The organism is Achromobacter sp. MYb9 (assembly GCF_002975275.1).
GTDB lineage: Bacteria > Pseudomonadota > Gammaproteobacteria > Burkholderiales > Burkholderiaceae_B > Achromobacter.
Window position 1 is genome coordinate 1 of the sequence record NZ_PCOQ01000013.1, and the last position, 22,046, is coordinate 22,046.

The 22,046-nt window shown below is 66.0% G+C and carries 23 protein-coding genes; 5 read left to right on the top strand and 18 right to left on the bottom strand.

Annotated features, from left to right (window positions below; all coding sequences use genetic code 11):
- On the top strand, positions 1-157 hold a 157-nt coding region (locus tag CQ050_RS30750; RefSeq protein WP_146121054.1), incomplete at its 5' end, for a phosphate acyltransferase.
- Between the two features lie 91 nt (positions 158-248).
- Here the strand turns inward: CQ050_RS30750 and CQ050_RS18470 are convergent.
- Complete coding sequence (locus tag CQ050_RS18470) at positions 249-629, bottom strand: hypothetical protein (protein ID WP_105558298.1); 381 nt, start codon at positions 627-629, stop codon at positions 249-251.
- Between the two features lie 187 nt (positions 630-816).
- Complete coding sequence (locus CQ050_RS18475; protein ID WP_105558299.1) at positions 817-1,173, bottom strand: DUF4148 domain-containing protein; 357 nt, start codon at positions 1,171-1,173, stop codon at positions 817-819.
- A 222-nt stretch (positions 1,174-1,395) separates the two neighbouring features.
- Between CQ050_RS18475 and CQ050_RS18480 the strand changes: the two genes are divergently transcribed.
- Positions 1,396-2,214, top strand: coding sequence for a class I SAM-dependent methyltransferase (locus CQ050_RS18480; RefSeq protein ID WP_105558300.1), 819 nt, complete (start codon positions 1,396-1,398; stop codon positions 2,212-2,214).
- 10 nt (positions 2,215-2,224) lie between these two features.
- On the opposite strand, the gene CQ050_RS18485 is transcribed toward CQ050_RS18480, so the two are convergent.
- A complete protein-coding gene (locus CQ050_RS18485; RefSeq protein WP_006222589.1) occupies positions 2,225-2,440 on the bottom strand; it encodes a SlyX family protein in 216 nt (71 codons plus the stop codon).
- Between the two features lie 140 nt (positions 2,441-2,580).
- On the opposite strand from CQ050_RS18485, the gene CQ050_RS18490 reads away from it, so the two are divergent.
- Positions 2,581-4,707: a TonB-dependent receptor domain-containing protein gene (locus tag CQ050_RS18490; protein WP_369868508.1), complete on the top strand. Its 2,127-nt coding sequence runs from the start codon at positions 2,581-2,583 to the stop codon at positions 4,705-4,707.
- 23 nt (positions 4,708-4,730) lie between these two features.
- Here CQ050_RS18490 and CQ050_RS18495 read toward each other — a convergent pair whose 3' ends face one another.
- Positions 4,731-5,360 (bottom strand): nitrogen fixation protein NifQ, encoded by a 630-nt coding sequence (locus CQ050_RS18495; RefSeq protein ID WP_105558301.1) that lies wholly within the window; start codon positions 5,358-5,360, stop codon positions 4,731-4,733.
- Positions 5,361-5,573: 213 nt separating this feature from the next.
- On the opposite strand from CQ050_RS18495, the gene CQ050_RS18500 reads away from it, so the two are divergent.
- Positions 5,574-8,054 carry an ankyrin repeat domain-containing protein gene (locus tag CQ050_RS18500; RefSeq protein WP_105558302.1) on the top strand — a complete coding sequence of 827 codons (2,481 nt, stop codon included), beginning with the start codon at positions 5,574-5,576 and terminating at the stop codon, positions 8,052-8,054.
- 94 nt (positions 8,055-8,148) lie between these two features.
- On the opposite strand, the gene cyoD is transcribed toward CQ050_RS18500, so the two are convergent.
- From cyoD to CQ050_RS18555, 11 genes are all read right to left on the bottom strand, one after another.
- Entirely contained in the window at positions 8,149-8,499 is a 351-nt protein-coding gene (cyoD, locus tag CQ050_RS18505) for a cytochrome o ubiquinol oxidase subunit IV (protein ID WP_054422653.1), read from the bottom strand.
- Positions 8,499-9,113 carry a cytochrome o ubiquinol oxidase subunit III gene (gene cyoC, locus CQ050_RS18510; RefSeq protein ID WP_006222595.1) on the bottom strand — a complete coding sequence of 205 codons (615 nt, stop codon included), beginning with the start codon at positions 9,111-9,113 and terminating at the stop codon, positions 8,499-8,501. The genes cyoD and cyoC overlap by 1 nt, the downstream gene beginning before the upstream one ends.
- A 3-nt stretch (positions 9,114-9,116) precedes the next feature.
- Positions 9,117-11,093, bottom strand: a complete 1,977-nt coding sequence (cyoB, locus tag CQ050_RS18515; protein WP_105558303.1) for a cytochrome o ubiquinol oxidase subunit I — start codon at positions 11,091-11,093, stop codon at positions 9,117-9,119.
- A gap of 2 nt (positions 11,094-11,095) precedes the next feature.
- Positions 11,096-12,004 (bottom strand): ubiquinol oxidase subunit II, encoded by a 909-nt coding sequence (cyoA, locus tag CQ050_RS18520; protein WP_105558304.1) that lies wholly within the window; start codon positions 12,002-12,004, stop codon positions 11,096-11,098.
- A gap of 257 nt (positions 12,005-12,261) precedes the next feature.
- Entirely contained in the window at positions 12,262-12,813 is a 552-nt protein-coding gene (locus CQ050_RS18525) for a response regulator transcription factor (protein ID WP_105558305.1), read from the bottom strand.
- Between the two features lie 5 nt (positions 12,814-12,818).
- Complete coding sequence (locus CQ050_RS18530) at positions 12,819-14,021, bottom strand: HAMP domain-containing histidine kinase (protein WP_105558306.1); 1,203 nt, start codon at positions 14,019-14,021, stop codon at positions 12,819-12,821.
- 198 nt (positions 14,022-14,219) lie between these two features.
- Positions 14,220-14,717 (bottom strand): copper chaperone PCu(A)C, encoded by a 498-nt coding sequence (locus CQ050_RS18535; protein WP_105558423.1) that lies wholly within the window; start codon positions 14,715-14,717, stop codon positions 14,220-14,222.
- A 38-nt stretch (positions 14,718-14,755) separates the two neighbouring features.
- Positions 14,756-15,394: an SCO family protein gene (locus CQ050_RS18540; protein ID WP_105558307.1), complete on the bottom strand. Its 639-nt coding sequence runs from the start codon at positions 15,392-15,394 to the stop codon at positions 14,756-14,758.
- Between the two features lie 60 nt (positions 15,395-15,454).
- The gene (locus CQ050_RS18545; protein ID WP_105558308.1) at positions 15,455-15,889 is read right to left on the bottom strand and encodes a DUF2946 family protein; all 435 of its coding nucleotides are present in this window, start codon (positions 15,887-15,889) and stop codon (positions 15,455-15,457) included.
- Positions 15,890-15,915: 26 nt separating this feature from the next.
- Positions 15,916-17,466, bottom strand: coding sequence for an acyl-CoA-binding protein (locus CQ050_RS18550; protein ID WP_105558309.1), 1,551 nt, complete (start codon positions 17,464-17,466; stop codon positions 15,916-15,918).
- Positions 17,453-18,745, bottom strand: coding sequence for an MASE1 domain-containing protein (locus CQ050_RS18555; protein ID WP_105558424.1), 1,293 nt, complete (start codon positions 18,743-18,745; stop codon positions 17,453-17,455). The genes CQ050_RS18550 and CQ050_RS18555 overlap by 14 nt, the downstream gene beginning before the upstream one ends.
- Positions 18,746-19,036: 291 nt before the next feature.
- On the opposite strand from CQ050_RS18555, the gene CQ050_RS18560 reads away from it, so the two are divergent.
- On the top strand, positions 19,037-19,717 hold the full coding sequence (locus CQ050_RS18560; protein ID WP_105558310.1) for a peptidoglycan DD-metalloendopeptidase family protein: 681 nt from the start codon (positions 19,037-19,039) through the stop codon (positions 19,715-19,717).
- Between the two features lie 17 nt (positions 19,718-19,734).
- Here CQ050_RS18560 and CQ050_RS18565 read toward each other — a convergent pair whose 3' ends face one another.
- From CQ050_RS18565 to CQ050_RS18575, 3 genes are all read right to left on the bottom strand, one after another.
- A complete protein-coding gene (locus tag CQ050_RS18565; RefSeq protein ID WP_105558311.1) occupies positions 19,735-20,490 on the bottom strand; it encodes an amino acid ABC transporter ATP-binding protein in 756 nt (251 codons plus the stop codon).
- A complete protein-coding gene (locus CQ050_RS18570; protein ID WP_054423301.1) occupies positions 20,487-21,167 on the bottom strand; it encodes an ABC transporter permease subunit in 681 nt (226 codons plus the stop codon). Before CQ050_RS18570 ends, CQ050_RS18565 begins: the two co-directional genes overlap by 4 nt.
- Positions 21,168-21,251: 84 nt before the next feature.
- Positions 21,252-22,034 (bottom strand): amino acid ABC transporter substrate-binding protein, encoded by a 783-nt coding sequence (locus tag CQ050_RS18575; RefSeq protein WP_105558312.1) that lies wholly within the window; start codon positions 22,032-22,034, stop codon positions 21,252-21,254.
- Positions 22,035-22,046 lie beyond the last annotated feature (12 nt).

Consider the following 22,046-nt stretch of genomic DNA (forward strand, 5'->3'; position numbering starts at 1 on the left):
CCTGCTGAAGACGGCGGCCGGCGGCAACGTGGCGGTGGGCCCGTTCCTGCTGGGCGCGAACGCGCCGGTACACATCCTGACGTCCAGTTCGACGGTGCGCCGCATCATCAACATGACGGCCATGACCGTGCTGGACGCGAACCGGGTGGAAGCTTAGATCTGAAGGAAGGGCCCCCACGCTGCGCACGCATCGCATGCTTGAAAAGAAAAATGCCCCGTGAGGGGCATTTTTTTTGGGCGGCGGCAGCTTAGTTGCTGCTGGCCTTCCAGGTGCCGTCGGGCTGTTTGCAGAACCAGAATTGCCACTTTTCGGTGGTGCTGGTGCGTGCGAAGTCGGCCACCAGGAAGCGGCAGACGCGGTCGTCCTTGACCTTGCTGGTCTGCGTGGGCGTCAGTTGCACGGTGATCGGCGCGGCGCGCTTGGGCTGCGTCTTGCTGGCCCATTCGGTGCGTTGGCCATCGGCCGAGCTGTTCAGCGCCTGTGCGATCGCTTCGTGGAACGACGTCCGGTCGCCTTTGGGGATCTCGGTGATGAGCGAGTTGTTCAGCAGTACCGGCGGCGCGGCCACGGCGGTTGCCGACAAGCCGGTCGCGATAAGCAACGCGGCAAGAACGCGGGTGGTTTTCAAGTTGGGCTCCCTGTCTGATGGATCAGATTGTCGTGCTTGTACATGAGCGGATAGTACGCGAACCCGGTCCATTTTCAATCCGCCCGCCCGCGCGGGTCGGCTTGGCGCGCTTTGGCGAAAAAAAGGCCGCCCTATTGCAGGCGGCCAAGGTACAACAAGGGGAGGGAGTTAATCGTTGCCGGGCAGATCAGTTGCCGTGGTAGACGCCAGCGAAGGGCATGTCGTTGGGTTCGACGTTGCTGACCAGGCCGGCGGCCTTGGCGGCGGCTAGTTCGGCTTGCACGTCAGCGCGGGTCTTGCCCGACTGGGGGGCGCCGTAGACGCCTTGGAACGGCACGTTGTTCGGTTCGACGTTGGTCACCAGGCCGGCGGCCTTGGCGGCAGCCAGTTCGGCTTGCACCTGGGCGCGGGTCGGGCCTTCGTACGGGGTGCCGTAAACGCCTTGGAACGGCACGTTGTTGGGTTCGATGTTCTGCGATGCGTAGGCGCCGGCGCTCAGGGCGGCCAAGGACAACATCACAGCGGTAGCGAGGGTCTTCTTCATGGTAAATCTCCGATTTCAAGAGCCTAGGGGGCGAATCCGGCGGCCTATCCGTCGTGGTTCGTTGCTGTTTCCCGATGACTGAATTGTGCGCCGAATCCATATAGGGATAAACCCGTGTATCGGTAAAACATCTTTCCATTAATGGAAGAATGCCATTCAATTTATTCGATAGTCTCCATTAATGGAATGGATAGCGCAGGCAGTGGCCTACCTGGAGCCCGCATGGAAAAGGTTCGTCTGACCGGTGAAAGAGCCACGCTGTTGATCACCCTGTATGCCAAGGCCGAGGAAAGCCGTTTGCCCGGCTCGCTGTTGCAGGACCACTACGCCGCCGAGGCCGTGGCGCGCCTTGATCACGATTTTTCAGCGCTGGGCATGCGGCCGGACGAGATGATCGGGCTGGCCATGCGGGCGTACTCGCTGGATGCCTGGGCACGGGCGTTCATCGCCGCCCACCGTGGCGCCACGGTGCTGCATCTGGGCTGCGGCCTGGACAGCCGCGTATACCGGGTGGCGCCGCCCCCGGAGGTCAATTGGTTCGACGTGGATTATCCCGACGTGATCGACCTGCGCCGCGCGTTGTATCCGCCGCGCCCGGGTTATCAGATGCTGGGTTCATCGATGGCGGACTTGGGGTGGCTGTCGCAGATTCCCACCGACAGGCCGGCCTTGGTGGTGGCCGAGGGGTTGTTCCTGTACCTGTCCGAAGACCAGGTACTGCAATTGCTGCGCACCGTGACCACGCAATTCCCATCGGGCGAGGTCGTATTCGATGCCTACAGCCGAATGGGGCTGGCGCTGGCGGCGCGCAACCGCATGTTCCGGGCGACGGGCGCAGTCATGCGCTGGAGCTTGGACAACCCGCTGGACCTGGAGTCGCAGGTGCCGGGCCTGCGGCTGTGCGACGAGCAATGGGTGTATGAAGAAAGCGGCGGCAGGCAGTGGGCCAGATACACCTGGCCGGCCCGGGCAGCGATCTGGCTGATGCGGCGGGTTGCGCCGCTGCGGCGCCTGGGCAGGCTGCTACGCTACCGTTTCTAGCCGCGCCGGCTTAGTAGTGCGGCGGCAGTTCGTCGCGCAGGCTGCGGAAGGGCGCGGCGCCCTCGGGCGCCTGCTGGCGAAGGTCGGCCACTTCACGCAGTAGCCGGTCTATCTGCTGTTGCTGCCGCACGATGATCTGGTTCAGCTGTTCCAGCAGGTCGTCCGCGAAGCTGGACTTGACCTCCAGTTCGAGCAGGCGGCGTTCGATGTCTTGCGATGGTTCCATGGCGGCTATTAGAACCTATTCCCGCTTTGCGTTTCCAACGGGGATGGCGGCGGCCATGGCGATGGCGGGGCAGGCGCGCCGCGATAGTGGGGCGTGGTTTAAGGGAGACGGATGTGACGAAGCGGGTCGGATGGCGCGGCATGGCGGCGCCACGAGGAGTGCACTGGGGTGTCCGCTGGGCTGCGCGCGGTTCGCTGGCGGCGGGCTTGACGCACGCGCTGGCGAACGGCGCCTGGGCGCAAGACGCCAGCCCCACGCTATCCCCCGTGGTCGTGACCGGCACGCGCCTGGGTACCGCCGTGCTGGACACGCCGGCATCGGTGGACGTGGTCGAGGGCGCGGCCATGCGCCGGGGCCAGCCCGGGATCAACCTGTCCGAAGGCCTGGCCGGCGTGCCGGGCCTGCAGATCCAGAACCGGCAGAACTATGCGCAGGACCTGCAGATATCCAGCCGGGGCTTTGGCGCCCGGTCCACTTTCGGCGTGCGCGGCGTGCGCCTCTACGTCGACGGCATTCCGGCCACGATGCCGGACGGGCAGGGGCAGACGTCCAACATCGACATCGGCTCAATCGACCGCGTGGAGGTGCTGCGGGGGCCGTTTTCCGCGCTGTACGGCAATTCATCGGGCGGCGTGATTCAGGTCTATACCGAAGACGGGATGCCGCCGCCCACGCTATCGGCAAGCGGATGGGGCGGCAGCGACGGCACCTGGCGCTACGGTGTGAAGGCCAGCGGCGGCGAAGCAGGCGGCCTGGACTATGTGCTGGACGCCAGCCGCTTCACGACCGATGGCTACCGCGACCACAGCGCCGCGCGAAAGAACCTGGCCAACGCCAAACTTGGCTTGCAACTGGACGACGCCAGCCGCTTGACCATCGTTGTCAACAGCGTGGACCTCAAGGCGCAGGATCCGCTTGGCCTGACCTACCAGCAATTCCAGGACGACCCGCGCGCCGCCCCCCTGGCCGAGCAGTACAACACCCGCAAGACGGTTCGGCAGACGCAGGGCGGCGTGGTGTACGAACGGCAGCTCGATAGCCGCAACGTCCTGCGCGTGATGGCGTACTACGGCCAGCGCGACACCACCCAGTACCAGTCGATTCCTCCCGCGGTGCAGTTGGCGCCTACCCAGGCGGGCGGGGTCATCGACCTGGCGCGCCAGTATGGCGGCGCGGATTTGCGCTGGACGTCCGAGCTGGATCTGGCGGGCCGGCCGCTGACGCTGATCGGCGGGTTTTCCTACGACTCCATGCGCGAAGACCGCCAGGGGTATCAGAACTTCACCGGCACGGGCGCCGATCGGCAACTAGGGGTGCAGGGCGCGCTGCGGCGCGACGAGACCAACACCGTCTACAACGCCGATCCCTATGTGCAGGCGTCATGGAAGGCGTCCGAACGCTGGACGATGGACGCCGGCCTGCGCTACAGCACCGTCCGCTTCAATTCCGACGACCACTACATCACGGCCGGCAATGGCGACGACAGCGGCGCTGCGCGCTACCGCAAGGCGCTGCCGGTGGCGGCGCTGCGCTACGCGGCCAGCGCCGACGTCAGCGTGTACGCCTCGTATGGGCGGGGTTTCGAGACCCCGACCCTTAACGAGATTTCGTATCGGCCCGGCGGCCTGCCGGGTCTGAATTTCGGTCTGGCACCGTCACTCAGCACCAATCTGGAAGCGGGCGTCAAAGCCCGCATGGCGGGCGGGCTGGCGACGGCGGCGGTGTTCCATACCGGCACCGACAACGAGATCGTGTCCGCCGGCAGCGCCGGCGGACACACCAGTTACCAGAACGCCGGACGCACGCGGCGCGACGGGCTGGAACTGGCCTGGTCGGGGGAAGTCGCGCGCCACTGGCGCACGCAGTTTGCCTATACGTGGCTGAACGCGCGGTATGCGGACGACAGTTCCGGCGACATCCGGGCCGGCAACAAGATTCCCGGCATTGCGCGGCAGGCGGTGTTCGCGTCGGTGGCGTGGGCGCCGCCCGAAGGCTGGCAGGCGGCGGTGGAAGGCCGCTACCTGAGCCAGATCTACGTGAACGACGCCAACAGCGAAGAGGCGCCCGGCTACTTCGTGGCGGCGATCAGCGCCGGCTATGTGAAGCGCGTGGGCCCGTGGGAATTGAATGCCTATGCGCGCGTGGACAATCTGTTCGACCGCCACTACGCCGGGTCCGTGATCGTCAATGAAAGCAACGGCCGCTACTACGAGCCCGCCGCCGGGCGCAGCGTGGGCGTAGGCGCCGGCGTCGCGTACCGGTTCTAGCGCGGGCCGGCGTCAGTCAGACGTCAGTCAGGCGCATCCGGATAGCAGACGCCGTAGTCTTCGCACGCGGGGCAGCCCGGCGCGGCGGACGGCGGCAAGCCCGCGTGCTCACAGGCCGAGTACGCCAGGAAATGCTTCCAGCGCAAATTGCGCACGTTGCGGATCACCAGGCCGGGGTAGTGCCGGGCCAGCAGGAACGTGACGTCTTCGCGGCCCGACAAGCCCAGGTCGCGCCACAGGTGATCGGGGCGCAGGCACGCGTGCACCAGCACACCGGTGACCCAGGTCGTGGTTTCGGGTTCGGGCGCGCGGTAGGCGTCCAGCAGTACGCGCAGCAGCAAGGTGAAGCCGGGTTGAGGGTCGCCCCGGCCACGCGCGGCATAACTAGCGGCCTGCTCGCGCAACGCGGCCAGCCGCGCGTCGTCCGATGCCAGCGCGCCGGGAAACAGATGGTGGAGCAACTGTTGCAGCTCGTCCGGGCAAAGGCCGCTGCGCGCCAAGTCCTGGTGCGCAAGGCTGGTACCGATCACGGTGGCGAAAAAGCCCGCGTCGGGATGGCCGGGCGGCGCGTGATGCAACAAGGCGCGGGCAAACCGCTGGGCCGACGGGGGCGAAACGGCCGGGGCGGGAGAGGGGATCAGCACGGCGTCCATGAGGGGGGGCGGTCGCTACAGTCGTTCAAATGTTAATGAAATCGCTATGTTGCGGAATATATAACGAAAAATGACTGAAATTCCGTAGTACGGGACAAAAACCCCTCAGGACTTACCCGCGAGCTAGGGATGTCCCGGGGGTATGATCGGTGTCCCTGATTTCCTGGGTTTGCCCTCCGCATGCCGCGCACTTTCCGCCCCGCAGTCTCCCGAATGACCGGCGTCACCCTTCTGGCGCTGGCTGGCCTGGCGTTTGCGCCGCCGCCGGTCGCGGCGTCCGATATCGGCGCCGTCGTCGAATCCATCCGCTTGTCGCGGTATCCGTTGCGCGAACCGGAACGGCGCGTGTGGGGCACCGAGAACGTGCGCGACGCGGTGCTGGTCGGTCAAATGGAGAACCGCCTGTACCTGTATCGGTACGTGCGGGGCACCGGCAAGGAATTCCACCTGGACTTCCGTTCCCAGCCCTTGGTGATCGATCCGGCGGCGTGGAAGGCGGCGCGCGAAGAGAACGTCCGGGTCAGGACACCGCGCGACGGCGAGACCCTGTACTGGGTCGGCTATACCTACAACGACGCCGATGCCGAGCGGTCCGACGGCTTTCTGGTGGATGCGGCCGGTAATGCGGCGACGGTCCGCGCCGACGCCAGCCTGGCCGTCGTCACCGCCAACCAGCCCTGGGACGAGGCGCGCAAGGCGCAAGCCCTGGCGACGCTGCGGCAGGTGCTGACGACCTACCCCGGACGCCTGAAGGCGTTTCCCGCCGACGTGCGCTTCGAGCATCAGGCGCCGGTGGACGTGACGGCCGTGTTCCGTACCCTGCATCAGGTGGCGCGTGCCATTCCGCGGGGCAAGAGCGCGGAATTCGGACGTGCGCTGGCGGACCTGCGCCGCTTCGTCATGGAACAGGACTTCCGCGAGATCGATCCCGGCGGCAAAGATCCCGAGATGCTGACGGCCCTGAATGACTACGGTTTCTGGCTGGCGGAATCGGGCGATGCCGTGCAGGCGGACCGTGTCTTGAGCGACGTGCTGCGGCGCGACCCGTCCCGCACGGCCGCCTATCTGAACCGCGCCGATGCGCGCTGGGCGCAAAGCGCGAAAGCCGGCGACAGGCGAGGCTACTTCGAGGCCCTGGCGCGCGAGGATTACCGCTTGTATTGCGCAAACCGCCTGATGGCCAAGGAACCGATCCCCGGCAATATCGCCAGCCGCATCAGCGCCGCCTTGAACGAGAAAGCGCTGGACGCGGCCGTTTGCCGGCCCCGGCTGGCGATCTTCAAGGCGATCCGGGCCGACGACCTGGACGCGGTGCGTGCCGAGCTGGCGCGAGGCCAGGATCCCAATGGCGTGAACGAGAACGGCACGTCGGCGCTGGCCGTGGCGGTGTCGGGCAAGCAATTGGAAATCGTGCGGGCCTTGCTGGCGGCGGGCGCCCGCGCGGATGGTCCCAACAACGGGTTCGTGCTGTTGGCCAGCGCCTTGCCGGACGCCAAGGACACCCGTCCGGCGGCGGAACGCTACGCGTTGGCCGATGCCTTGATCGCGGCAGGCGCGCCGCTGAATGGTGTCGACTACAACGGCACGCCGTTGCTGGTGCGGCGCATTTCGTATTTCAGCGAAGACAAGGACAGCCTGACCTACCTGCTGGCAAAGGGCGCCGACCCGAATGCGCGCGAAAAGAACGGCCGGTCGGCACTGCATGCCGCCATGGGGGCGCCCAGCCGATTCTGGTTCGCCGAGCAACTGCTGGCCAAGGGCGCGGATATCAATGCCGCCTATGTCCGCATGTACTACGGCAACCGGGGCATGTGGGAAACCCCGTTGCTGGAAGCGCTGCGCGAATCGAATTCCGGAGAACTGACGCCGACCGCGACGTATCCGGTATCCGAGCGCGTGGCCTTCGCGTTGGCGCACGGCGCGGATGCGGCGGTGGGCGGCTACAGCGCCAGCAAGACGCCCGAGCGCAACGGCTTGAACGAAGCGCTTACCCTGGCGGCGCGCACGATGGAGCCCGCGTTGGTGGACCAGTTGGTGCAAGCCGCTGGCCAGCCGCGCATGCCGCTGACGCCGGAACCGCTGTCCAGCTTGCTGAGCGTGTGGAACCAGGTGGAGATCCGCGCGGCGATCAAGCAGAACGGTCCCGAGTGGGACGGGCAGCGCGCCAGGCTGCGCGCCACCGCTGACCGCCTGTTGGCGGCGGGCGTGCCGCTGACCCGCGCGGACGACGCCACGGGCGTCAGCAACAACGGCATCGCGCCCCTTAGCTTGCCGTGGCTGCCCGACGACCTGTATCAGGCGTGGCTGGAGAAGGGCGCCGATGCCTCGGACCGCACCGGCAACAGCGTGCGCATCGACGGCGTGGCCGATACCGACGCCCTGCCGCTGGTGATCATGCTGCGCCTGGGCAAGGAAAGCAAAACGAAGATGCTGCTGGAACACGATGCGGGCCTGTACCGCACCCCCTGGCGTTGCGGCATGGCGGTGGCCGATGTGCTGGCCTGGCAATTGGACGACGGCGGTCCGCTCAGCCCGATGGGCGCGCGTGCCGTGAAGCAGGTGCTGGATGGCGCGGCGGGCGCGGCCAGTTGCGATTTGAGCCAGGGTTCGCGCGTGCAGCCCTATGTTGGCGTTTCCGCCAGCGATCTGGCCGCGCGGGCCGGGGTGACATTGACGGTGGCGGCGCCGAAGTAGGCCGGCGCGTTCCGCGCGCGGGGCGCTCAGGCCCCGCAATGTAAAACAGGCACCCGAAGGTGCCTGTTTTTTTTGCTTCAACGGCAAGCCGTCATTACATGGCGTGGCCCATGTTGACGTTCATGTTGTACAGCACCCATGCCGAACCGCCGACGATGATGGCGATGATCAGCACGGTGAAGACGAACGCGGCCAGGTTGTCGCGTGCCGACTTCGACGCGCCCATGTGCAGGAAGTACACCAGTTGCACCAGCAACTGGAGCACGCACAGGGCGACGACGCCGACGATGGTGATGGTGTGCGACAGCGCGCCGTGCATCACCAGGCCGAACGAGCCGAAGGTGAGCAGCAACGAAAGCACGAAACCGATGATGTAGGACTTCAGGCTGCCGTGGTCGGCGGCGTGATCGTCGTGGCCGTGTGCGGCCGCAGCGGAGTGCGACATCAGATGGCTCCCATGAGATAGACGAAGGTGAAGACGCAGATCCAGACGATGTCCAGGAAGTGCCAGAACAGGCTCAGGCACGCCAGACGACGCTTGTTGATCGAGTCCAGGCCATGGCGGCGGATCATGTCCAGCAGGACGATGATCCAGATCAGGCCGAAGGTGACGTGCAGGCCGTGCGTACCGATCAGCGTGAAGAACGCCGACAGGTAAGCGCTGCGGCCCGGACCGGCGCCTTCCGTGATCAGGTGATGGAATTCCCAGACTTCCATCGCGATGAAGCCCGCGCCGAACAGGAACGTGACCATCAACCAGCCCATTGCGCGGGACTTGTTGTTGGCGTGCACGTTCAGGTTGGCCATGCCGAAGGTGAAGCTGGAGAACAACAGCAACAGCGTTTCGACCAGCACGAACTTCAGGTCGAACAATTCCTTGCCCGTGGGGCCGCCCGCGGTGGCGTTGGACAACACCGCGAACGTGGCGAACAGCACCGAAAAGATCAGCAAGTCGCTCATCAGATAGACCCAGAAACCGAAAACGGTCTTGGATCCATCGTCATGATGCGCGTGATCGTCGTGACCCGCGTGGGGGTGAGTGGCTACGGCTTGAATCATGGCTCAGGCGGCCTTCTGCATTTTTTCAAAGTGGGCGTTTTCGATGCGTTCGACTTCCGCGGCCGGGACCCAGTAATCGACGTCGCGGTCGTAGGCGCGGGCGATGAACGAACCGACCATGCCGACGAAACCGGCGATGGCGAGCCACCAGATGTGCCAGATCAGCGCAAAGCACATGACCAGGCCGAACAAGCCGATGTACACGCCGGCGCCGGTGTTCTTCGGCATGTGGATGTCTTCGTACTTGGCGGGGCGCTTGTAGGCCTTGCCGCTTTGCTTGTCTTCCCAGAACTGGTCCAGCTCATCAACGTGAGGAACGTGGGCGAAGTTGTAGAAAGGAGCCGGCGACGAAATCGACCATTCCAGGGTGCGGCCATCCCAGGGATCGCCGGTGACGTCCTGGTTTTGCTTGCGTTGGCGAACCGACACGAACACTTGCTGCAACAGGAACCAGATGCCCAGCATGATCAACGCGGCGCCAGCCAGCGCGACCAGCAGGTACGGCTGCCATTCGGGGTTGTCGTAGTGGTTCAGGCGACGAGTCATGCCCTTGAAGCCCAGGATGTACAGGGGCATGAAGGCCATGAAGAAACCGACGAACCAGCAGTAGAACGAGTAGCGGCCCAGGCGTTCATTCAGCGTGAAGCCGAACGCCTTGGGGAACCAGTAGGTCATGCCCGCGATACAACCGAACACCACGCCACCGATGATGGTGTTGTGGAAGTGGGCGATCAGGAACAAGCTGTTGTGCAGCACGAAGGACACGCCGGGGATGGCCAGCATCACGCCGGTCATGCCGCCGATGACGAAGACGATCATGAAGCCCAGCGTCCACAGCACCGGCGTCGTGATGCGCAGGCGGCCGCGGTAGATGGTGAACAGCCAGTTGAAGATCTTCGCGCCCGTCGGGATCGAGATAATCATCGTCGCGATGCCGAAGAAGGCATTGACGTTGGCCCCCGCCCCCATGGTGAAGAAGTGGTGCAGCCAGACCAGGAACGACAGCACGCCGATGGCGGCCGTGGCGTAGACCATGGACTTGTAGCCGAACAGCGTCTTGCGGGCAAAGGTGGCAACCACTTCCGAATACACGCCAAACGCCGGCAGCACCAGGATGTAGACCTCGGGGTGGCCCCAGATCCAGATCAGGTTCACGTACATCATGACGTTGCCGCCCATGTCGTTCGTGAAGAAGTGCGTGCCCAGGTAGCGGTCGGCGGTCAGCAGCGCAAGCGTTGCCGCCAGCACGGGGAAGGCGGCGACGATCAGCACGTTGGTGACCAGCGAGGTCCACGTGAAGATCGGCATTTTCATCAGGCTCATGCCCGGTGCGCGCATGCGCAGGATGGTCACGATGAAGTTGATACCGCTAAGCGTGGTGCCCAACCCGGATATCTGGAGCGCCCAGATGTAGTAATCCACCCCGACGCTTGGGCTGTAGTCCAGCCCTGACAACGGCGGATAGGCGAGCCAGCCGGTCGCGGCGAATTCACCCACGAACAGCGAGATCATCATCAGCGCGACGCCGGCGCCGAACAGCCAGAAGCTCAGCGAGTTCAGGAACGGGTAGGCCACGTCGCGAGCGCCGATCTGCAGCGGCACCACGATGTTCATCAGCCCGGTAATGAAGGGCATCGCCATGAAGAAAATCATGATGACGCCGTGGGCGGTGAAGATCTGGTCGTAGTGATGGGGTGGCAGGAAGCCGGCGGAGTCGGCGGACGCGACCGCCAACTGGGTACGCATCATGATGGCGTCGGCAAAGCCGCGCAACAACATGATCAGCGCGACGATGATGTACATCACGCCGATGCGCTTGTGGTCGACGGAGGTCAGCCATTCCGTCCAGAGGTACTTCCACTTGCCGAAGTAAGTGACGGCGCCGAAGACCGCTAGGCCTCCCAGGCACACGGCGGCCAGCGTAACCATGACGATAGGTTCATGGTACGGAATGGCCTCGAGGGTGAGTTTCCCGAGCATTGTTAGTTAATTCCTGCGATCAGATTTTTCGACGTGGGGGTGCACGTGGCGTCGTCCACACCGGCCATCTTGGACATGGTGCTGCCCAGAATGAAATCAAACATGGCGGGAGGCGCCGAGGAGTACTTGACGACCGGGTTGCGCTCGCTGCGCTTGGTCAGTTCAGCGTAGGCCTCGGGGGTCAGCGCCGTGGGCGAAGCCTTGGCTTCCTTGACCCAGTTGTCGAACCCTTCCTGCGACGTGGCGATGGCCTTGAAGCGCATGCCGGAGAAACCGGCGCCGCTGTAGTTGGCCGAGATGCCCGCGTAGGTGCCGGCTTCGGTCGCGTTCAGGTGCAGCTTCGTTTCCATGCCGGCCATCGAGTAGATCTGGCTACCCAGCTGGGGGATGAAGAACGAATTCATGACCGATGCCGACGTGATCCGGAAGTTGACCGGGACGTTCACGGGGAACGCGATCTCGTTGACCGTGGCGATGTCGTACTCGGGGTAGATGAACAGCCACTTCCAATCCAGCGACACCACCTCGATGGTGACGGGCTTGTGCTCGGAAACAAGCGGCTTGTAGGGATCCAGCGCGTGCGTGGAGCGCCAGGTGATCACGGCAAGAATCGCCACGATGATACAAGGCACGGTCCAGACCACGATTTCAATCGCCGTGGAGTGGGCCCACTTGGGCTGGTAATCGGCTTTGGTATTGGATGCGCGGTATTTCCACGCAAACGACACGATCATGAACAGTACTGGAATCACAACGATGAGCATCAGCCCGGTCGCCGTGAACAGCAAAGTCTTTTCCTGGGCGCCAATGTCTCCCTTGGGAGAGAGAATTTCCATGTTGCAGCCGCCAAGCAGCATGACCGCGCCGACGCCAAAAATGCGCGTTAGGGTCGCAAGGAGGGGGTGTTTCACGTACAGCCTTGGATGGATGGTTGGAAATGCTGCGGAGCAGCAAGCTGGAATGCTGCCAAGCAGCAACGTCCATCCTATCGGCTTGATATCGGTCAAGCATGCGACGAATGGTCGCATTGCCTGGGAGGATTCTGCCCCCAACGGAGCAGATTCAGGGTTTTCCTAGGGGGCAGACGCCCTAGGTGGCGGGGGTGGGGTGCGACGATATGTCGCACCTGCACAGAGGGGTGTTGTAAAGATGTGTCGCACTGCACCCATCAGTCGACCAGGATTTCCCGTTCCGGCCCCGGTTTTTTTGCCAGCTTGCGCTGCAGGGAGCGCCGGTGCATGCCCAACAGGCGTGCCGCCGCGGAAACGTTGCCGCCAGTCTCGTGCAGGGCCTGGTGGATGTGCTCCCATTCTAGGCGGTGCAACGGCGTCATGGTCGTTTCGATCGTAACGGATTCTGGCTTCACCAGGCCCAGCGTGCGCAGGATCATCGGCGCGGTGGCGGGCTTGGGCAGGTAATCGTCGGCCCCGCGCTTGATGGCCTCGACGGCGGTGGCCACGCTGGCATACCCGGTGACCAGCAGAATCCGCATGTCCGCGCGGAGTGCGCGAAGGGGGCGGATCAGGGTCAGGCCGGAGTCTTCACCCAGGCGCAGGTCCACCAGCGCGAAGGCCGGCCGGATCTCTTCGGCCACGCGCAGCGCTTCGGCGATGCCGGTGGCGGTCCGGGTCTCGAGGCCGCGGCGCGACAGGCTGCGCTGCAAGGTGCGCACGTACAGTTCGTCGTCGTCGATCAGCAGGCCAAGGTCGGTAGGATTCATCACTTTCAAGTTCCGGGGTTGCCCAGGGGCAGGTAAAAGCGGATGCGGGTGCCTCCCCCTGAGGCGGCGGTCATGGTCATTTCACCGCCCAGCTGTTCCACGGTGGCATGCGACAGCGCCAGGCCGACGCCCAACCCTCCCGGCTTGCCGCTGTTGAACAGGCTGGTCGCCGGCAGCAGGGTCTGGTCGGGGTCGAAGCCCCGCCCGTAGTCCCGGACTTCGCCGCGCAGGGCGCCATAGCCGTATTCCAGATGCAGGTCCACGCGGGGCGCCTCGGCGGCTTCACCCGCGTCGGCCGCGTTGTTCAAAAGCGCCTGCAGCAGATGCGCGATCGCTGGATCCACCCGCAGACTGGCCGGCAGGGTGCCGGAGCGTTGCAGGTCGATCGTCGGGCGGATCAGGCGCCATTGCCCCACCACGCGGACCAGATCCACCGCGGTTGGGACAGCCAGATTGCGGATGCGTTCCCGGCAAAGGGCCAGCAGTTGGCTCAAGGTGGCCACGTCGGCGCGCAGATCGTCGTCCTTGACCTCGGCGGCGATCTCGTCGGCCAGCAGGGTCATGGTGGCCAACGGGGTGTTCAGTTCGTGCGCCATGGCGGCCGCGTGGGTGGCCAGGGCAACGATGCCCTCGTTGCGGGTAAAGCGTTCACGCAGGCGGGCCAGCTCGCGTTCGCGGTCGCGCAGGTCGGACGCCAGGCGGGTGGAAAACACCAGCACCACCACGACGGAAATCAGGAAATTCACGCCCAGGCCCCACAGCAGCAGGGAATGGGTGTCCACGTCGCCGCGCAGGGGCTGGCCAAAGATGGCCGCCGCCGCGTAGCCGGAAATACCCGCGACCGCCGCCGCCAGCGCCCAGTTGCGCGGCAGCGCCAAGGCCGCCAGCGCGGTCAGGATCAGGAACATCGTGCCGAACGGATTGCTGATGCCGCCGCTCCAGCCGACCATCCACGACAGCACCGCCATGTCCACGAAGAGATGGCCGAAGGCGGTGGCGTGGGACAGGTCGCGCGGGTGGCGCAGGCGCAGGCTGGCGTAGGCGTTGAATCCAATCAGCACGCCGACACCGATCCACAGGGGCTCAAGCGGCAGGGCAAGGCCCAGCACGCTGCTGGCCAGCAGGATGGTGGCGGCTTGGCCGGCGATGGCGAGCCAGCGCAGGCTGCATAAGGTACGCAGGAATGAAAAGGCGGAACTACCGGGCATATCCAGACACAGAGGTGCCGGCGGCCCGCCGGCGGGTCAAGCGCCCGGCGGCGCGGAACGCAGGCATCCGGCGCGCGGCGCGAGGGGCCGGCTGCCGTCGGGCCTGGCTCAGGCGTCGACGGCGGATGTGCTGGCATTGTATGGCGATTCAGCGCGAGACGCTGGCGGGGACACGGATGGTGCGTCCCCGATATTCGCTCAGTGGCCGTGCTGCGGCGCCGGCGCGGCCCCCGCCTTCGCGTTGAGCGCGCGGGCCTCGGCCTGCACCGGCACGCGGCGCTGCTGCTGGCTGGCGTCTTCCACCACCAGGGTCAGCGCGATGCGGTCGCCGGGTTGGATCTGTTTAGCCAGGTCGATCAGCATGACATGGTAGCCGCCGGGCTTCAGTTCCACCGGCTGGCCGGCGGGCAGATCGATGCCGGGGACCTGGCGCATCTTCATGACATTGTCCTGCATGGCCATTTCGTGGACTTCCACGTGCTTGGCCGCATCGGACTCCACGGCCACCAGGCGGCCGGGCACCGCCGAGGTCAGGCGCATGAACGCGCCGGTGGCGTGCTGGCTGGGCACGGTCGCGCGCACCCAGGCGTCGTCCACCTTCAGGGTGGCGTCCTGCGCCAGCGCGGCGGGAGCGAAACCGGCCAGCGCGCACAGGGAAAGGCCGGCGGCCAGGGACTTGAACGAAAAGGGCTTCATCATGTTGGCTTCTCTTGATCGGGTTGACGGCGGCGGGGTCACAGCACGGTGCGCAGGTCTTGCACGCATTGCTCGGCGGTTTGCTGGTGGCGCAAGGCCAGCCGGAGCTTGCCCTGGGCGTCGATGATGTAGGTCAGCGCGGTGTGGTCCATGGTGTAGGACGAGCCGGTGGCCACCTTTTGATAGAACACCTTGAATGACTGGGCCGCGGCGCGGGTCTGCTCCGCGTCGCCGCGCAAGCCGACGAACGCCGGATCGAAAGCCTGGGTGTAGGCGCGCAGGATGTCGGGCGTGTCGCGCTCGGGGTCGACGGTGATGAAAAGCACCCGCAGCTTGTCCGCGTCGGCGCCCAGCAGGCCCTTGATCTCGATCGCGCGGGTCAGCGCGGTCGGGCAGATGTCCGGGCATTGCGTGAAACCGAAGAACAGCATGACGGGGTGGCCGCGGTAGTCGGCCAGGCGGCGGAGCTGGCCACCCGTGTCCTGCAATTGGAAGTCGCCCGTCGGCATGCCGGACAAGTCCATGCCGTGGAGCTTCGGGGCCTCTGGCCCGCAGCCGGCCAGGGCCAGCAGGGCAAGGGAAGACAAGAGCAGGCGGCGCCGCGGATCGGGCGCATGGGAAAGCGCCGCGCCGGCGGGCGGGCGCAGGGCGGGGGAACGCATGAACGGGGAATGCATGGAAACCTCTTGGGTCGACGGTCGGCAAGGCGCGCGGCAGGGCCGCGCGGTCAGGCGGAGTCAGGCCAAAGAGGGCGGGGCGCGCGAACCGAGGGGCGGGCCGTGGGCGGCCAGCGCGGGCAAGGCCCGGTAGGCGGGCGGGGGCGGAACATACCGGCCCGCCGGCAGCAGAATGGGCGTCAACGCGGGAGTGGGCGCGGGGACGACATGCGCCAGCAGCCCGAAGGGGCATTGCGCGCCGGTCTTGGCGCCGTCATGACCGGCGGGGGCGTCGCCGCCCGCCTTGGGGCTGGCCAGCGCCAGGCTGAATGTGGACAGGTCGCCCGCCGCCGAGCAGAACGTGACTTCCAGGCGGCCATCATGCAGCGCGCGGGCGTCGGGCATGTAGCCCGTGGGCACGAGGGCGCGCAGGACCAAGGTCAGAAGCGCCAGCCACAGCACGCCGCGGGCGCGCGCGGCGCGTCCCAGGGGGTGGAGGCGGGTCAGGTCGGGCATCGCGCCATTTTAGCCACGCCCAGGGGTCAGTCGCCTGCGTCCAGACGCCGCACCAGGGCGATGTAACGGCGTTGCGCCTGATCGACGGGCAACCCGGCCAGAAGACGCCAGGCGGCATGCCGGATCTGGCTGCGGGCATCCGCAACGGGCGGGGCCGCCGGCGGCGCGTCGCCGTGGCGCGCTTGCTGTTCGTAGGCGGTAAGCCGGATCACCACCGCGGCGGAGGGCGGTGCGGGCAGCGAACGCAATTCGATGACGGCCGCTTCAAACGCATCGGGCAGCGCGTTGGCGTCGAGGGCCAGGGTGGCCTCGTCCATGGCGTCGCCTTCGGGTTCGTGGCCGGCGGCGGCGGCCAGCCTGCGCCACAGGGCGTCTTCGGCTTCGGGTTCGTCGGCGCGGGCGGTGACTTTGCTGATCGCGTTGTTGCGCAGGCGCAGCGTGTGCGTGGCCCCGGCTTCGTACAGGCCGGCCCCGTCCTGCACCTGGAAGCGCAGCGGCAGCGCAATGGCGCGGCCCGCCAGCGCGGGTTGCCCGACGTCGCGGATTGCGAACGTGTTGCGCGAATAGTCCATCAGCCGCGAGAACAGGGTGATCAGCGCGCCGCGGCCTTCGTAGACGCCGCTGACGGGGCTATCGCCTTCTTCGGTCCAGACGACGTCCTCGGCGAACAACGGGAACAGCGTTTCGAATTCGCCCGCCAAGAGAGAATCGCGGTACGCCCCGAGGATGCGCTCGACATCGGCCGCGCCCATCGGGGCGGCGCGCCCGGCCGCGCGCGGCGACTGCGCGGCGGCGGGATCACGGTCCATGAATTGCAGCACGGTGGCCGCGACGAGGTCGCGGTCGTTGTCCACGCAGATCATGTGATAGCTGTTGTTCAGCAACACCAGCTGGCTGCCGGCGATGGCGTCATGCAGCAGATGCGCCGAACGCACCGACGTAAGCTCGTCCTCGTGCGCGTGCATGATGAGCGTGGGGCAGGCGATGCCGTCCAGCCCGCGCGTGACCGCGTTGCGCAGCCGATCGACTTCGCGCACGCAGGCCAGCGGCACCCAGCGGTAATGGAAGTTCTCGCCCCGTTCGAACTTGGCCTTGACGATGGACCGGACCAGCTCGTTCTTGATGCCGTAGGGCTCTTCCTCTTCGACGCGCATGCGCGCGGCCAGGCCCGGAATGCGGTAGACCAGCTTGCGCAGGCCGCGGTACCAGGGCGTGCTCCAGCCGTCGATGAAGACGGGCGCGGCCAGCGACACGAGCTTGCCCTGCTTGTGCCCGACCCGTTTGCAGAGTTCGACCGCCAGCAGCGCGCCCAGGCACATGCCCATGACGTGCAGGGTCTCGTGGCGCTGGGCGACTTCGCGGTATTTGTGCGTCACGGCGTCCAGCCAGTCTTCCATGCGGACGGACAGCAGGTCCTCGGGCGAACCGCCGTGGCCGGGCAGGGTCAGGCTGTAAGTCTGGATGCCGGCGCGTTTCAGTACCTTGTGCATCGACCCGAGGTCGTATTCGGTTCCGCCCAGTCCATGGATCAGGAGGGCGCCCGTGCCGGACGGGGCGTCGAGGTTACTGGCTGGCATCGGCCGGCTCGCGCTCGATCTCGCCCAGCCGCCACATGCCGGCCACGACGGCCACGCTGCCGTCAAAGTCGGACAGCGGCGACCCTCGGTCGCTGACCAGCCGCCAGCCGCCCGCCGAATGCGCCACGCGGAACAGCAAGGGCGTGCGGTCCTGGGCGCCGGCGCGGCGCGCCGCCCAGTGCATCGCCAGGCGCGACCGGTCTTCCGGATGCGCATGCGCGGTCAGCGACGCAAGATCCGTGATGGCGCTGGCCGGCAGGCCGAAAGCGTCTTGCAGGTCGCCCGCCAGTTCAAGCTTGCCGTCATGGGGATTGAAGCGGTACATCAGTTGGTGGCTGCCCGCCAGCGCCAGGTCGAAGCGCCCGCGCCATCGCTCGGCGCTTTCAAGCGCCTGGGCGCGCGCGCCGCGCAGGGTATTGACCAGCAATAGCAGCAACGCCGTGATCACAAGGTAGACCTGGGTGGCCAGCAGCACGTGCCAGGGGTCGTTGGCCTCGACAAACGGCCCTTCGCCCTGGGCGCTTTGGTACAACGCCATCAGCATCAGCGTAACCATCGCCAGCGTTCCGCCCGGCGTGCCCCAGACCAGCGCGATCAGCACGGCGAACACCAGCGGCAGATAAGTCAGCTCGAAGGAGACGACGTAGGGCAGGTTCTGGATCATGTCGCCGTCGAACGTCATGAAGGTCGACACGATCATCAGTGCGTAGGCCGCCGCGCCGATCAGCAGGTCTCGCATCCGAGGGCCGCCGGAGCGCCGCGGCCGGAATTGCGCCCATCCCGTTAGTGCCGGCGCCAGGATCAGCACGCCGGCCAGATAGGCGGTGACCCAGGTACGCAGCCGGACCAGCGCGTGGGCATCCTGCGTCAGCCACAGCCAACCGCCGCCCATCAGCGCGCTGCTGGCGGCGCCAGCGACCGCCCCGGCCAGCAGCGCGGCCACGAAACCCGGGCCTTCGGCGCGTGGCGACAAGCGCTGTACCGTCCAGGCCGCCAGCAGCGAAGACAGGCTGCCCGTCAGTGCGAAGACGATGGCGGTGGCCGGTTGCCCGCGCGTGCCCAGCGTCAACAGCAACTGGGCGCAGAAGAAGCCCGCGGCCAGCAGCAGCCAGTTGCGGCGCGGCGACAGCAGATAGGCGCCAACGGCCACCCCCGGCGGCAGCCAGACGAAGAGCGCGTGGCTGACCGGGTCGTTGAGCAGGTGCGAGAACACGCCGCACAGCAAGTAAGGGAGGGTCCACAGCAGGCAAAGCGGATTCTTTCTAACCGTGTCGGTCATGCCCATGTCGGTCCTTGCAATCGCGTTGAGTCGTGGCGAAGCGCGTTCACCGTGATCAGCGGGTTATACACGGCCCGGCGGCCGCTGCGAAGCACCCTCGCCACACTGGCACCCGAAAATCTTGGTACCCTTGAATGCACTTCCGTTTCCACCGCCCTCTCAGTGCCCCAGGTTTCAGTGCTTTCCTTGTCCGCTTCGATCGCGTCCGTGCCCGCTTCCGCCCCTTCTGCCGCGGCGCCTGCCGGCCCGCCCGGTTTCCGCAGACGGCTTCGCCCGTTCGGGCGGCTTTGGATGGGCGCCGTGGTCGTGGCCTTGCTGGTCTTGCTGACCGCTTGCGGCACCACCAAGGTTCAGCCCGGCTACTACCGGGTCCAGTCGGGCGACACGTTGACGCAGATCGCGCGCAAGCAGGGCACCAGCGTCAGCAACCTGGTGCGATGGAACAGCTTGTCGAACTCGAATTCCATCGAGGTCGGGCAGATGCTGCGGGTGGCGCCGCCTGGGGGGCAGGCCAGCACGTCCGCCTCCGGCAAGGCGCAGTCCAAACCCGCCGCGTCGTCGCCGCGGACGTCCTCGTCGACGAAGCGGCGCACCGCGCCGCCGGGCGCGATCTCGCTGGTGTGGCCGGCCCAGGGCAAGGTCACGCGCGGCTATGACGGCGGCGGATCCAACGGCATCGTCATCTCAAATTCGTCCGGCACGCCGGTAGTGGCCGCGGCGGGCGGCACGGTGGCCTATTCGGGCAGTGGCCTGCGGGGTTATGGCCACCTTGTCATCATCAAGCACAACGCCAGCTTCCTCAGCATCTACGCCCATAACAGCAAGCTGCTGGTCAAGGAAGGCCAGAGCGTGAAGCAAGGGCAGAAGATCGCCGAAATGGGCAACAGCGACAGCAAGCAGGTCGGGCTGTATTTCGAATTGCGCTATGACGGCCAGGCGGTCGACCCGGCGGGGAACCTGCCGCCGAAGTAACCCGGCGGCAACGCGGCCTACGGCGTCGCGTCCTGCGTCAGGGTCGAGATGAACGTGGCGGTGCGCGGATCCGTGGGGCGCGAGAAGAGCGTCCGGGACTCGCCGGATTCCACGACGACGCCATCCAGCAGGAACACCACTTCGCGCGATACGCTGGCGGCCAGGCGCAGGTCGTGCGTGGCCATCAGCATGGTCATGCCCTCGGTGGCCAACTGGCGCAGCACGTCCACCACTTCGGCGGCCAGCCCGGGATCCAGCGCAGAGGTCGGCTCGTCGCAGAGCAGCACGCGGGGCGCGGGCGCCAGCGCGCGGGCAATCGCCACGCGTTGCTGCTGGCCGCCCGACAGGTTGGCGGGCCAGGCGTCGGCCTTTTCTGCCATGCCGACCTTCTTCAGCAGTTCTTCGGCACGGGCGCGGGCGCGGTCCAGCGGCCACTTCTGCACCGTCAGCAACCCTTCCATCACATTGCCGATCACCGTCTGGTGCGGAAACAGCTGAAAGTTCTGGAACACCATGCCCGTCTGCTTGCGCACGCGCTGCACCTGATCGCGCGCCAACTTTTGGCCCGGTTCGAATTCAACGGTTTCGGGCCCGATGGAAAGCGTGCCGCGGTCGGGCACTTCCAGCAGATTCACGCAACGAAGCAGCGTGCTTTTGCCGCTGCCCGACGGGCCGATCAAGGCGGTGACGCTGCCTTCGGCAATGCTCACGTCCACTTGCTTGAGCACCAGGTTTCCGCCGAAGGATTTTTCGATTTTCTGCAGGCGGATCATCGGCTTTTCTCGGAGAACACGGCGTGCTGGCCAAAACGCCGTTCCAGGCGGACCTGCGCGGCGGACAGGACGGAACTGAACACCAGATAGATCAGCGCGGCCTCGGTGTAGAGGATCAGCGGTTCATAGGTGACGGCCGCGATGCGTTGCGCGGCCTGGAAGATCTCGGGCACGGTCAGCACCGCCGCCAGCGACGTGTCCTTGACCAGCGCGATGAACGAATTCGACAGGGGCGGCACCGCCACGCGGGCCGCCTGCGGCAGGATGGTCCGGCGCAGCGCCTGGCCACGCGTCATGCTGAGCGAGTACGCCGCTTCCCACTGGCCCTTGGTGATGGATTCGATGGCGCCGCGGATGACTTCCGAGTTGTAGGCGCCCACGTTCAGCGTGAAGCCGATCAGCGCGGCGGGCAGCGGGTCCAGCACGATGCCCACGCTGGGCAGGCCGTAAAAGATCACGAACAACTGCACCAGCAGCGGCGTCCCGCGGATCAGCCACACATAGAAGCGCACCACCGCCACCAGCGGCGCCGGGCCGAACAGCCGGATCAGCGCCACCACGAACGCAAGCGCCAGCCCCAGCGCGAAAGACATCAGCGTGAGCGGCACCGTGAACACCAGCCCGGCGTGCAGCAGCGGCCAGAACGAGTCGGCCATCAACTGCACCCAGGCCGGCACGGTCCACGACCCGATTTGCGCCAGCAGCCAATCGGGCATGACGGCTTGCAGCCAGGAGGGTAGCGTCATGTGCGTGCCCGTCGCTTATTGCGCCGACAGGTCCGTGCCGAAATATTTGACGGATATGGTTTTGTAGGTGCCGTCGGCCTTGATGTCGGCCAGCGCCTTGTTGATGGCGGCTTGCAGCTCGGGGTTGCCCTTGCGGATCAGCACGCCGGAATTGCTGAATTCAGCGGTCTTGTCGGTGGCGGCGATTTTCACCCGCGCGTTGGGTTTCTGCTTCTTGAAGTCCAGGAACGACAGGTTGTCGTTGACCGTGGCTTCCACGCGGCCCGAGGTCAGCAGGTCAATGGCTTCGTTGAAACCCTGCACGGCAATCACTTCCGCGCCGTGGCTTTGCGCCAGCTTGCCGAAATTGCTGGTCAGCGTATTGGCCGACTTCTTGCCCTTCAGGTCGGCAAATGATTTGATGGTGGTGTTGTCGTCGCGCACGATCAGCACCGCTGCCGAAGAGATATAGGCATCGGAAAAATCGTATTTGGCTTTGCGCGCGTCGGTGATCCCGACCTGGTTGATGACGGCATCGTAGCGCTTGGCGTCCAGCCCAGCGATCAGGCCGTCCCACTTGCCTTCCACGAATTGAGCCTTCACGCCCAGGCGTTCGGCGATGGCGCGGCCAATGTCCACATCAAAACCGGTAAGCTGACCCGATGCATCGTGGAAGGTGAAGGGCGCATACGTGCCTTCGGTGCCGATCTTGAACGTGCCGGCGGATTTGATCTGGTCCAGGCCGGACTGGGCGTGGGCAGCGGTCAGGGCGGCGGCCTGGATAAGGCCGGCGATGAACAGCGAGCGGAAGAGTTTCATGGCAATGCTCCA